This is a genomic window from Pseudomonas sp. CVAP#3 (genome assembly GCF_018986375.1).
In the GTDB taxonomy this organism is placed as follows: domain Bacteria; phylum Pseudomonadota; class Gammaproteobacteria; order Pseudomonadales; family Pseudomonadaceae; genus Aquipseudomonas; species Aquipseudomonas helvetica.
Window position 1 is genome coordinate 80,854 of sequence record NZ_JAHMSC010000004.1, and the last position, 12,839, is coordinate 93,692.

General features: G+C 61.3%; 10 protein-coding genes. 8 read left to right on the top strand and 2 right to left on the bottom strand.

From position 1 onward, the window contains the following. Positions 1-25: 25 nt before the first annotated feature. On the top strand, positions 26-1,138 hold the full coding sequence (locus KRR23_RS08825; protein ID WP_216742193.1) for an efflux RND transporter periplasmic adaptor subunit: 1,113 nt from the start codon (positions 26-28) through the stop codon (positions 1,136-1,138). After that, entirely contained in the window at positions 1,135-4,233 is a 3,099-nt protein-coding gene (locus tag KRR23_RS08830) for an efflux RND transporter permease subunit (protein WP_216742194.1), read from the top strand. Before KRR23_RS08825 ends, KRR23_RS08830 begins: the two co-directional genes overlap by 4 nt. A 108-nt stretch (positions 4,234-4,341) precedes the next feature. On the opposite strand, the gene KRR23_RS08835 is transcribed toward KRR23_RS08830, so the two are convergent. Then, positions 4,342-5,037, bottom strand: a complete 696-nt coding sequence (locus tag KRR23_RS08835; protein WP_301542409.1) for a tRNA (adenine(22)-N(1))-methyltransferase TrmK — start codon at positions 5,035-5,037, stop codon at positions 4,342-4,344. 415 nt (positions 5,038-5,452) lie between these two features. Between KRR23_RS08835 and KRR23_RS08840 the strand changes: the two genes are divergently transcribed. The 4 genes from KRR23_RS08840 to KRR23_RS08855 all read left to right on the top strand — a co-directional run bounded on the left by KRR23_RS08840 (position 5,453) and on the right by KRR23_RS08855 (position 8,284). After that, positions 5,453-6,520 carry an alpha/beta fold hydrolase gene (locus KRR23_RS08840; protein WP_216742196.1) on the top strand — a complete coding sequence of 356 codons (1,068 nt, stop codon included), beginning with the start codon at positions 5,453-5,455 and terminating at the stop codon, positions 6,518-6,520. A 235-nt stretch (positions 6,521-6,755) separates the two neighbouring features. Beyond that, positions 6,756-7,055, top strand: a complete 300-nt coding sequence (locus KRR23_RS08845; RefSeq protein ID WP_216742197.1) for a DUF4189 domain-containing protein — start codon at positions 6,756-6,758, stop codon at positions 7,053-7,055. A gap of 40 nt (positions 7,056-7,095) precedes the next feature. Beyond that, positions 7,096-7,521, top strand: coding sequence for a DUF1810 domain-containing protein (locus KRR23_RS08850; RefSeq protein ID WP_216742198.1), 426 nt, complete (start codon positions 7,096-7,098; stop codon positions 7,519-7,521). A gap of 142 nt (positions 7,522-7,663) precedes the next feature. Next, a complete protein-coding gene (locus tag KRR23_RS08855) occupies positions 7,664-8,284 on the top strand; it encodes an isochorismatase family protein (RefSeq protein WP_216742199.1) in 621 nt (206 codons plus the stop codon). A 276-nt stretch (positions 8,285-8,560) separates the two neighbouring features. On the opposite strand, the gene katG is transcribed toward KRR23_RS08855, so the two are convergent. Further along, complete coding sequence (gene katG / locus KRR23_RS08860; RefSeq protein WP_216742200.1) at positions 8,561-10,795, bottom strand: catalase/peroxidase HPI; 2,235 nt, start codon at positions 10,793-10,795, stop codon at positions 8,561-8,563. Positions 10,796-11,154: 359 nt separating this feature from the next. On the opposite strand from katG, the gene KRR23_RS08865 reads away from it, so the two are divergent. Next, a complete protein-coding gene (locus tag KRR23_RS08865) occupies positions 11,155-11,688 on the top strand; it encodes a hypothetical protein (RefSeq protein WP_216742201.1) in 534 nt (177 codons plus the stop codon). Positions 11,689-11,935: 247 nt separating this feature from the next. Next, entirely contained in the window at positions 11,936-12,823 is an 888-nt protein-coding gene (yghX, locus tag KRR23_RS08870) for a YghX family hydrolase (RefSeq protein ID WP_216742202.1), read from the top strand. Positions 12,824-12,839 lie beyond the last annotated feature (16 nt).

Sequence of the window (12,839 nt, forward strand, 5' to 3'; positions counted from 1 at the left end):
AGTCGTTTTTCAAAGAGGAACCGCCTTGAAGAATTCCCTTACTGCGGCCGGCGCCCTGGCTGTCGCCGTCATGCTGTCCGCGTGTAGCCCGGACCAGCCCACCGTGCAAACACCACGCCCGGTGCGCACCGTTGAAATCAATTATGACAACGCCCGCGAAGCCAGTCGCTACGTGGGCACCGTGCAGTCGCGGCATGAAGTCGAACAGGCCTTCCGCGTCGGCGGCAAGGTCGCCCAGCGCAAGGTCGATGTAGGCCAGTTTGTGCACGAAGGCGACATATTGGCGGTGCTGGATGACAGCGACTACCGCCTCGCGGAGGAAGCGTCGCAGCAACAGTGGGCGGTTGCCGTCGAACAGACGCACCAGGCCGACTCGGAGCGCAAGCGCCTGAGCGCGTTGAAGGTTGACGGCTCGGTCAGTGCCGCCGACGACGAGCGTGCCCAGACCAATGCCCAGACCACGCACGCGAACGCCGAAGCCGAGGCGCGAAAGCTTGAGCTCGCGCGCAACCGGCTCAAGTACACCGTGTTGCGCGCCTCTCGAAGCGGCGTCGTCACGTCCGTGCGCTTTGAGGCGGGGCAAATCGTCGCGGAGGGCCAACCGGTTGTCTCGGTGGCGAATCCGGATGAATCCGAGATCGTCGTCGATGTGCCCGAGGATCAGCTGTCGGTCTTCAAGGAGGCGCGCTTCAAGGCCTCGCTGGCCAGCGCGCCAAACGAGACCTTCGATGTCACGCTGCGCGAATTGTCGCCACAGGCTGCGGCGCAGACGCGCACCTATCGCGCGCGGCTCAAGCCGGTGAATGCGCTGCCGCTGGGCGCCACCGCCACGGTAATGGCCGAGCGCAAGATGACCAATGTCTCGGTGGCGGCAGTACCCGCCACGGCACTGACGCAAAACGGCGGCCAGCCGGCGCTGTGGGTGGTCACGCCCACGGGCAAGGATCCGCTCGGCACCGTCGAACTGGAGCGAGTGGCCGTTTGGGGCTATCGCAACGACGAAGTGCTCGTCTCCGGGCCGCAGGCCGGCGTATTGGTCGTCACCGCCGGGGTCCAGAAAATGACGTCCGGACTGAAGGTCGCGCTTCCCGGCGCGGCAATTGTTGACGCGAATACCACGCAGCAGGCCGCCCGATGAACAACTTCAACCTCACCGACTGGGCGCTGCGTCACCGCGCCATCGTCCTGTTCATGCTGATCATCGTAGCGGTGGCCGGCGTCTTCAGTTTCACCCGGCTCGGTCAGCTCGAGGATCCGAGCTTTTCCGTGCCCTCCATGACCGCGATCGTCATCTGGCCGGGCGCTACCGCCCAGCAGATGCAGGACCAGGTCCTCAATCGCATGGAGAAGAAATTCGAGCAGATCGACAACTTCGAGAAGGTGGTCACCTACGCGCGGCAAGGCTACGCGGGCATGACGCTGACCGTGCGCGGCGGCACCTCCAAAGCCGACCAGCGCGAGGCCTGGTATCAGGCGCGCAAGAAACTCAACGACCTGAGCCGTGAGCTGCCTGACGGCGTGATCGGCCCAATCGTAAACGACGAGTATGGCGACGTGTATGGCCTGATGTACGCGGTCAAGGGCGACGGCGTCGGTCACGCCGACCTGTCAGACGCGGCCGAGGACATCAAGCGCAGCCTGCTGAAAGTACCGATGGTCAAGAAGATCGATGTCATCGGCAAGCAGGCCAAGCGTGTCTACGTCGAGTTCTCGCACGAGCGCCTGGCAGCGCTGGGCATTACACCGCTGGCCATTGCCGAAAGCCTGAAGAGCCAGAACGCCCTGTTGCCCGCCGGCCAGATCGATACCGACGGCGACCGCGTCATGGTCCGCGTGAGCGGCCAGTTCGCCAGCGAAGAGGCTATCCGCAACGTGCCCATCACCGCGGGCGGGCGGTTGATCAAGCTCGGCGACATCGCGACCGTCTCGCGTGGCTTTGAGGATCCGCCGACCTACACGGTTCGCCACAATGGCCAGCCGGTGCTGATGCTTGGCATCACGATGACCAGCGACGGCAATATTGTGGACCTCGGCAAGGCGATGGAGACGGCGGTCGCCAAGATCCAGTCCGAGCTGCCGCACGGCGTGGAACTGGAGCGCGTGGCCGACCAGCCCTCCACGGTGAAGGATGCGATCTGGGACTTCGAGCGGTCGCTGATGGAAGCGCTGGTCATCGTGATCGCGGTGAGCCTGGCCAGTCTCGGCTGGCGCACAGGCCTTGTGGTCGCGACCTCGGTGCCGCTGGTGCTCGGTGGCGTGGCGTTGGTGATGCTGGCGATGGGCTGGAACCTCGAGCGCATCTCGCTCGGCTCGCTGATCATCGCACTCGGGCTGTTGGTCGATGACGCGATCATCGCTATCGAGATGATGGTGGTGAAGATGGAGGCCGGCATGGACCGCGTGAAGGCGGCCGCCTTCTCCTACCAGTCCACCGCCATGCCGCGCCTGACCGGCGCACTGATCACCGTCGTCGGCTTCTTGCCCATCGGCCTCTCGAAATCCACCACCGGCGAGTACGCAGGTGGGATTTTCTGGATCGTCGGTGCCGCGGTGCTGTTCTCGTGGATCTGCTCGGGTATCTTCACACCCTACCTGGCGGTCAAGATGCTGCCCAAGGATTTTGGCAAGCACCAGCATGCCAATGACCCGTACGGCACGAAGTTCTACCGCACGCTGCGCGGCCTGATCGACACCGCCATCGAGCGCCGCTGGGTGGTCATCGGTGCAACGTTTGGCGCCCTGGCGCTTGCGCTGGCCGGCATGAAGTTTGTGCCGCAGCAGTTCTTCCCCAACAGTTCGCGCCCTGAGCTGGTCGTCGACCTGCGCATGAAAGAAGGTTCGTCCTTCGCGGCGACCACCGAGCGGGTGAAGCGAATGGAGGCGCAGCTGTCGAAGGATGAGGAGGTCAAGTACTTCACCGCCTACACCGGCGCCGGCGCACCGCGCTTCTATCTCTCGCTCAACCCCGAACTGCCGAATCCGGGCTTTGCCCAGTTCGTTGTGATGACCAGGGATCTGGATGCGCGCGAGCGGGTACGTACCCGGCTGATGGCCACCGCCGACCAGCAGTTCCCACAGGCGTGGGTTCGTGTAACCCGGCTTGAGCTGGGGCCGCCCGTCGGTTACCCGGTGCAGTTCCGCGTCGTCGGCCCCGATACCCAGGTGGTGCGCCGGATCGCCCGCGATGTGGAGAAAGTGGTCGCGGCCAGTCCGAAGGTGCGCGACCTCCAGCTCGACTGGAACGACCCGGTTCGCACGCTGAACGTGCAGCTTGATCAGGACAAGGCAAGCGCGCTGGGCCTCACGCCGGCCGACGTGTCACTGGCGACCCAGACCGTGATGAACGGCGCAACGGTGTCGCAGCTGCGTGAGCACGAGGACCTGATCGACATCGTGGCCCGTGCCGTACCTGAGGAACGCTTGAACCTCGACACATTGAAAGACATCAACCTGTACACGCGCCAGGGCACGGTGGTGCCGTTGTCGCAAGTTGCACAAGTGCGTTCTGAGTTGGAAGAGCCTGTCCTCTGGCGCCGCAACCGCGACATGGCGATCACGGTGCGTGCCGATGTGAAGGATGGCGAGCAAGGTGTATCGGTGACGCAGGAGATCCAGCCATTGCTCAAGGACATCGAAGCCAAACTGCCGACGGGCTACCGCATCGACGTGGGCGGTGCGGTGGAAGAAAGTGACAAGGCCAACAAGGCGCTGCTCGCCGTGGCCCCGCTGATGCTGATCACCATCCTGTTGCTGCTGATGCTGCAACTGCAGAACTTTTCCCGCATGTGGATGGTGATACTGACTGCACCGCTGGGCCTGATCGGTGTGGTGCCGGCGCTGTTGGTGTTCCAGTCGCCGCTGGGCTTCGTCGCAATCCTGGGCATCATCGCCCTGGGTGGCATGATCATGCGCAACTCGGTGATCCTGATCGACCAGGTGCAAACCGAGATCGCTGAAGGACGCGACCCGTGGAATGCGGTGCTGGACGCCGCCATTCACCGGACCCGTCCGGTGATGCTGACGGCGCTGGCCACCGTGCTCGCCATGATCCCGCTCACCCGAAGTGTGTTCTGGGGACCGATGGCCATTGCAATCATGGGCGGCCTTACCGTGGCGACGCTACTGACGATCTTCTTCGTCCCGGCGCTGTACGCCGCATGGTTCAAGGTGGGTCGCCAGACGGTCGTTGGCACTCAACTGACAAAGGGAGATGCCACGCTCGCTTCTGAGTGATGTGTGTGTGTGTGCCGTGGCGCTGTGCTCCCGGCCTCACCACTATCAGGACAAGTTGTCTTGCATGATCACCGCTCGGCAACTTTTCGTACAATCTCAAGACCGGGTTCAAGCCAGCAGTTCGGTGATCCACCGGGCCTGCCGGGCGATGTCCTGCACCTTCTCCTCGGGCACGGCCTGCCGCGCCCGGGCGAAGTTGCTCAGGGTCTTGTGCTTCTCGCGCAGTACGCGCTGCCACTTGGCCAGGAACGCCGGACTACGTGCCTGCATCTGCAGCGGGCCGAAGTACAGCTCCTCGGCGGTGTACATCACCGGTTCGGCGCGCTCGGCGACGATGATTTCGTAGTCGAAGCGATTTTCCCGCAGCATTTCCTCACAGAGGATGCGATAACCATTTTCCATCAGCCATTGGCGCAGTGGCTGCTCGCCGCCATTGGGCTGAAGGATCAGGCGCTCCTGGCCGCTCAGGCGCGCCTTACCGCCGTCGAGGATGTCGCGGATCGTCTCGCCGCCCATGCCGCAGATACTGACCACCGTGATCCCGTCTCCCGGCTCGATCGCCGCCAGGCCGTTGGCCAGGCGCACGCTGATCCGCTGGTCCAGGCCGTTCTCGCGCACGGTGCGTTCGGCCGAGCAAAACGGTGTCAATGCCACCTCGCCGGCCACTGCCGCCGCGATAGCACCACGGCGCATCAACGCCACCGGCAGGTAGCCATGATCCGAGCCGATGTCGGCCAGCCGTGCACCTGCTGGCACATGCCCCGCCACGCGCTCCAGGCGCATGGACAATGTCTGTTCGTTCAACTGCTGCCCCTTTTCACCACGAACATCCAGCATCTTTGGCCGGATCGGGGCGCGATTCTGTCGGGCAACGCCGTGCATTTCAACTTAATGCGACCAGGACCATGGCTCGCCCCAAACCTGGCGCTTGCGCATCGGCCCAAAGCACGCCCTGGTTATGAACCGCTTTGGGTCGATCTTCGCAAGGAAGCGGCCTGCCTGGATGATCCGCCTCATGACGAATGTAGGGGCTCATCCCATAGCAATTCTGCTGATACGCTGTACATCACAGTGTTTCTGAATAACATCTCGACACGCAGGCTTTCATCTGGCCTGCGATTCGACACAAACCCGATACATCACCGCCTTCAAATACAAGCAAGGTTTGAAGGGAATCAACCAGGTTCTCCAGTCAACAACTTGCAACGGAGACATCACCATGAAGATGGCAGTGCAGAACAACAAAACCGGTAAAACACGCCGCCGTCTGGTCGGCTCGTCAGTCCTCGCGCTCAGCCTGTTCGGCACTCTCGGCGCGGCCCACGCGCAAACGACCGCAACCGCACAGCCAGCCGTGATCAATGCCGGTACCGCTCATGCGGCACCCTCTCCGTTCGGCCCGCTGAAGCATGTCAACGCCGGACTACTGAACGTGGCATACGCCGAAACAGGCCCGGCCAATGGGCCGGTGGTGATTCTTCTGCACGGCTGGCCGTACGACATTCACAGCTATGACGAGGTCGCACCCTTGCTTGCAGCAAAGGGCTATCGAGTGCTGATGCCGTATGCGCGCGGCTACGGCGATACGCATTTTCTATCCGAAAAAACCCTTCGCAATGGCCAACCGACCGCGCTGGCAAGTGACGTCATCGACTTCATGGATGCACTGAAAATCAAGCAAGCCGTGCTCGGTGGCTATGATTGGGGCGCGCGTTCGGCTGACATCGTCTCGGCGCTGTGGCCAGAGCGGGTCAAAGCGCTGGTCTCGGTCAGCGGCTATCTGATCGGTAACCAGGCGGCCGGCAAGAACCCACTGCCACCGAAAGCTGAATTGCAGTGGTGGTATCAGTTTTACTTCGCCACCGACCGCGGTCGCGCCGGGTACGAGAAAAACACTCACGACTTCGCCAAGTTGATATGGCAAACGGCTTCGCCGAAATGGGCGTTCGATGACGCCACCTATGATCGCAGCGCCAAGGCACTGGACAACCCCGACCATGTCGACATCACCGTGTTCAACTACCGCTGGCGCCTGGGCCTGATTCAAGGCGAGCCCCAATACGAAGCTCTAGAGCAGAAACTGGCCAAGGCGCCGTCCATCAGCGTGCCGACCATCACCCTTGAAGGCGATGCCAACGGCGCGCCGCACCCTGCCCCCGAGGATTACGCCAAGCGCTTCACCGGTAAATACGAGTTCCGGCTGATCAGCGGCGGCATCGGCCACAACCTGCCGCAGGAGGCTCCGCAGGCGTTCGCCAAGGCTGTGATTGATGCGGATCACCTTTGAGGCCGATCCGACATCCGTGAACTTCCCCCGATAAGAACGTTCTCAACAGCGGCTCGTTATATCTGACGAGCCGTTGTTCTTTGCGCGGCTCTTTTGGACAATCACGAACTGAAAAGAGCCAGCCCGGCAAAAACGCCCCCAAATGCACTCGGTCCGCTGAACCGGCCCAAGGGCAGGCGCAACACTGTCTAATCTGAATAGAACACGACCACACTCTTGATACAGGGGAAACGGCATGACCGGAATCACAGCACGTCAATGCTCGTCATGGGCCCTGATCTCCCTGCTCGCCATCAACCTGGCGCTGACAGCCGGATGCTCAAGCAAAACTGCCGCACACCGCTATTCGACCTCAAGCACAGCCTCGAACTGCTACGCAAAAGCCCTACCCTCTGCCGGCGAAGGCGGCTTGGCCTGGGGCTCCACTTTGGGCATCGCTCGGCAAAAATCCCTGGATAATTGCAAACGCTATGCCGGCCAATCCGGTGGCACGCCGAGTACCTGCCATGTGGTGACGGCGGAGTGCAAAAAATAGTAGCGCGTTTGCAGTGTTTACCAATTGAGGGAGTACAAGCATGCACGATCCCTTCAATCTTCTTCGTTTCGTCGAGGCCCAGCGCCCGGTTTTTAGCCGAGTCATGGAAGAGTTGCGCGCCGGGCGCAAGACCAGCCACTGGATGTGGTTCATCTTCCCGCAACTGCAGGGCCTCGGGCATAGCGAGATGGCCCGGCGCTTTGCCATTTCTGGTGCTGCCGAAGCCCGGGCCTATCTGCTGCATGATGTGTTGGGGCCACGGCTGGAGGAAAGCGTCAGTACCCTCCTGCAACACCGCGACAAGAGTGCGCTGGCCATCCTCGGCCACCCCGATGACTTGAAGTTGCGCTCCTGTCTCACGCTATTCGCCAGTATCAAGCCCGAACAGCCCCTGTTCCAGCAGGCCCTCGACCAGTTTTTCGCCGGTGAGCCAGACGCCAGGACCCTGTCCCTGCTTGGAGAATAAGGTCGACACGAGCTACATAGAGACGAAATGCCGTGATCGCGTCGGCTGATCATCCCGTCGGGCAGACGAGGGCTCTCATTTTGCCTGATTGTTCCAGGATTATAATGTCAAGGCATCTCAACCTGCCCCGGAGAGCCTTGCCATGAACTTGCCTCCTCTCAACGAACGCCTGACCCGCGAAAATGCCATCCTGCTGCTGGTTGACCATCAGGTCGGCCTTTACACCGGCGTGCGCGACATCGACACACTGGCCCTCAAGCACAACGTTGTCGGCCTGGCCAAGGCGGCGTTGGCGCTGAAGTTGCCGATCATCGTCACCACGACAACCGAGAAGATGTGGGGGCCGCTGATCCCCGAACTCGCCGAAGCGCTGCCGGGTGTAAAGCGCATCGAGCGCACCACCGTCAACGCCTGGGACGAGCGTCGCGTCGTCGATGCGGTCAAGGCGACCGGCCGCAAGCACCTGATCGTGACGGGTATCTCGACTGACGTTTGCCTCGCCTTCCCGGCGATCTCGGCCATTGCCGACGGCTACAACAGCTATGCCGTGATCGATGCTTCCGGCGGCTTCACCCAGACGCAAGTCGCCGTGGGCGTGGCGCGCATGCTGCAGGCCGGTGTGATCCCCGTCGGCTACTCGACTGTCGCTGTTGAGATTCTGGCCGACAACGCCGCGCCCGAAGCCGAGGCCGTCTACGCTGCGCTCGACATGCCGTTCGCCGGGCTCGTGTATGGCCTGAAGCAGTACTTTTCGCACATCTGAGCGCTTACCGATTCACCACCGACCCTCCTTCGACAAGGAGTAAAGAAAAGACGCTCAAGAATATCCATCAAAGTCCACTGGCCGAGCGGTCACCTCGCCCCGCGTCTTTGGGCAAGCAAAAAGCCCAACGCCTCCAAACAGGGAGGCGTTGCGTTTTTTTAGAAACACCGAATGGAACATGACGTATCTATTCCTGGCAACCTCCCTGGGGAGCCCCCCGACCTGAACGATCAGGTCGAGGTGACCCACTCCAGGATCCAGGGTCCAACGCTCGCGTTACCTGAGGTCGAAACGGTCGAGATTCATCACCTTGGTCCAGGCTGCCACGAAGTCTTTTACGAACTTCTCCTGCGCATCGCTGCTTGCATAGACTTCGGCCAAGGCCCGCAGTTGCGAGTTTGAGCCGAAGACGAGATCGACACGAGTGCCTGTCCATTTGAGGTCGCCGGTTTTGCGATCGCGTCCTTCAAACTCTTCATTGGCATCCGAGACCGGCTTCCATTCCACGCCCATGTCGAGCAGGTTGGTGAAGAAGTCGTTGGTCAGCGCTTCAGTTCGCTTGGTGAAGACCCCGTGCGGGGTTTGTCCGACGTTGGTGTTCAACACGCGCAGGCCGCCAATGAGCACCGTCATTTCTGGCGCGGTGAGTGTCAGCAGTTGCGCCTTGTCGATCAGTAACGCCTCGGCCGGTACGCGGTATCGGGTCTTGAGGTAATTGCGGAAGCCATCGGCGATGGGTTCGAGAAACCCGAAGGATTCCACATCCGTCTGCTCTTGGCTCGCGTCCATCCGCCCCGGAGTGAAAGGCACCGTGACGGTGTGACCGGCATTTTTCGCCGCCTGTTCGACACCAGCACTGCCGGCCAGCACGATCAGGTCCGCCAGCGAGATCTTCTTGCCGCCAGTCTGCGCGCTGTTGAACTCGCTCTGGATTTTCTCGAGGGTCGCCAGCACGTTCGCCAGTTTCGCAGGCTGGTTGGCCGGCCAGTCCTTCTGCGGGGCCAGGCGCAAGCGCCCACCGTTGGCGCCGCCACGTTTGTCGGAGCCTCGGAAGGTGGAAGCCGCCGCCCAGGCAGTTGATACAAGCTGCGAGACTGTCAGGCCACAGGACTGAAGCTTGCTCTTGAGCGAGGCGATGTCGCTGTCGTTGACCAGGGCATGGTCAACCGCCGGGATGGGGTCTTGCCACAGGAGTACTTCGCTCGGCATTTCCGGACCGAGGTAGCGCGAAAGCGGCCCCATGTCGCGGTGGATCAGCTTGAACCAGGCGCGAGCGAACGCGTCGGCCAACTGATCCGGATTTGCCAGGAAACGCCGTGAAATCGGTTCATAGATCGGGTCGAAACGCAGGGACAGGTCCGTGGTCAGCATGGTCGGATTACGCCGCTTGGACGGGTCGTGAGCATCGGGAATGATGCCCGCACCAGCGCCGTTTTTCGCTGTCCACTGGTTCGCACCGGCCGGGCTTTTGGTCAGTTCCCACTCGAAACCGAACAGGTTTTCCAGGTAGTTGTTGCTCCACTTCGTGGGCGTAGTGGTCCAGGTCACTTCCAGGCCGCTGGCGATCGTGTCGCCACCTTTGCCGGTGCCAAAGCTGCTCTTCCAGCCCAGGCCCTGTTGTTCCAGACCAGCGGCTTCGGGGTCGGCGCCCACATGGGTTGCAGGCCCGGCGCCGTGGGCCTTGCCGAAGGCGTGGCCGCCGGCGATCAATGCCACGGTTTCTTCGTCATTCATCGCCATGCGAGCGAAGGTTTCGCGGATATCCACCGCGGCAGCGACCGGGTCCGGGTTGCCCTCAGGGCCTTCCGGGTTCACGTAGATCAGGCCCATTTGCACCGCAGCGAGCGGTTTCTCCAGGTTGCGCTCCTGGACAGTAGGGCTCTCATCTTTGCCATAGCGCACGTCGCCCCCCAGCCAGGTTTTTTCGGAGCCCCAGTAGACGTCCTCATCCGGTCCCCAGACGTCCGGACGGCCTCCGGAAAAACCAAAGGTCTTGAAGCCCATGGACTCCAGCGCGACGTTGCCGGTGAGGACGATCAGGTCGGCCCAGGAGATGTTATGACCATACTTTTGCTTGATCGGCCAGAGCAGTCGGCGTGCCTTGTCGAGGCTGACGTTATCCGGCCAACTGTTGAGCGGCGCGAAGCGTTGCTGGCCGGAGCCGGCACCACCACGCCCGTCACCGGTGCGGTAGGTGCCTGCGGCGTGCCAGGCCATGCGAATAAAGAACGGCCCATAGTGACCGAAGTCCGCAGGCCACCAGTCTTGCGAATCGGTCATCAGCGCATTCAGGTCTTTCTTGAGCGCCGCAAAGTCCAGTTTTTTGAACGCTTGGGTGTAGTTGAAGCCCTCGTCCATGGGGTCGGACAGGGACGAGTGCTGGTGCAGGACCTTCAGATTGAGTTGGTTCGGCCACCAGTCGCGGTTCGACGGGCCACCGCCCGCGGCGGCGTGATTGAACGGGCATTTCGATTCAGTTGCCATGTGTGAGCTACCTTTGGTCGTGTTCATCCGGCTATCCGACCCCGCGTGGGCGCGCGATAGCGACGAGCGAAATCAATGACATAAGCTGCAGGGCCAACAATTCGATCAATTGATCGTCGTGGTCCACACGGGCAATCCGGATAGCGGTAATCGCGTTACCAGCACGGTGGCCCACGGCAAGCCTAGTACGCTTCTGACTTATTCGTATCTCTTATCAGGTCTCAACCGGCCAGTTTTCACCAGCGCTCCGTTAAGGTTAGCCCCCTATAAAGCACTCAGCTAATAGGTGGCGTATTCGGTCCTGATAGGCCTAGTCTTTTACCTGACAACCAAGGAAGGAATAGACCTGTTACGCGACGTACGCCTGTACGGGAGAGGACCAGACCATGAATAAGTGCCGGCGCTGCACGGCCGTCCACGAAGCTGGCCACGCCCTGGCTTTTTGGTGGAATGGTCAGCACATCGAGCGCATCACTGTGCGCACCAGGACAGAAGCCTGCACCGGCCCAATGATTGATCTGCGCGGCAACCTGCAAAACGTAGAGGGGTTGGTCGAGGCTGATTACCTGGTCCCGCACCCATCCTTCGACGCGCCCGGGATTGCTGAATACCTGCCCTCTATGGTCGATTCAATTGAGCGCGACCTTCTCGACTGCTTCGCCGGCCCGGTGGCCGAAGCCGTCTACAGGCGCACCAAATCGGACAAATTCACCTGGGGCAGCGGCAGGGGGGACCGGAGCCGGGGTTACGAATTGATAAGTTTGCTGCCTGCACGAAAGCTACTCGACGCCGAGTCCCAGGCAATCACCCGCTCCTGCTGTCTGGTGCGTCGTTACTGGCCCGCTGTCACCGCTGTCGCGGATCTTCTACAAGAGCACGGCACGGTTAACGGGGAAGCTATAACAGCGCTGCTGTGCTAAGTCACCGGGGAGTCACCTACGCGGCTCACTAATGACCTGGCAACCCTCGATATGCGACGCAACAGGCGGTGGACTGCAGCCCACTCCAAGCGACTTTTCAGCAAAGCCCGGCAATCGATAGTCTTTTAGCCAGCGGTGAGTAAGCCCTATTGATTTGATGGAGGGTGACACACCGCTGATGTTTATCTCAGTAATCGGCCCAGCCCCCGTCACGTGGCAACCCGGTTGATTCAAAGGGAGCGCACAGATGAACCGTCTTACTGCAAAAGATTTTGCCCCTGAACTGCTGGAACTCTACGACTACTACGCCCACGGCCTGATCAACAGGCGAGAGTTTCTGGATCGGGCGGTGTTGTTCACGTTAGGTGGTTTAACGGCCAGCGCACTCCTCGCCGCGCTGAGCCCCAATTATGCGCTCGCCGAGCAGGTGCCCATTACCGACCCGGACATCATCGCCGAATACATCACCTATCCCTCACCCAAGGGACACGGGCAAGTCCGTGGCTATCGGGTGCGCCCGGCGAAAGCCAGCGGCAAGGTGCCGGCAGTGGTGGTTGTGCATGAAAATCGCGGGCTCAATCCCTACATCGAGGATGTCGCCCGGCGGCTGGCCAAGGCGGGATTCATCGCCCTCGCCCCCGACGGTCTGACATCGGTCGGAGGTTATCCCGGCAACGATGAAAAGGGTCAGGAACTGCAGCAGACTGTCGACCCTGAAAAGCTCATGAATGACTTCTTCGCCGCCATCGAGTGGCTGATGAAGGATGACTCGACCACTGGAAAAGTCGGCATCGTCGGGTTCTGTTATGGCGGTGGCGTCGCCAATGCCGCGGCCGTGGCCTATCCAGAATTGGGTGCTGCCGTGTCCTTTTATGGCCGTCAGCCGAAGGCTGAAGAGGTCATCCGTATTCAAGCGCCTCTGCTACTGCACTATGCCGAACTGGACACGCGGACCAATGAAGGATGGCCCGCCTATGAGCAGGCGTTGAAAGCTGCCGGCAAGACTTATGAAGCCTACATCTACCCTGGCGCTAACCATGGTTTCCATAACGACTCCACGCCTCGATACGATGAAGCCGCCGCCAGGCTTGCGTGGAGCAGGACGCTGGATTGGCTCCGGCGGTACCTGGCTTAGCGTTGAAAACGTCACG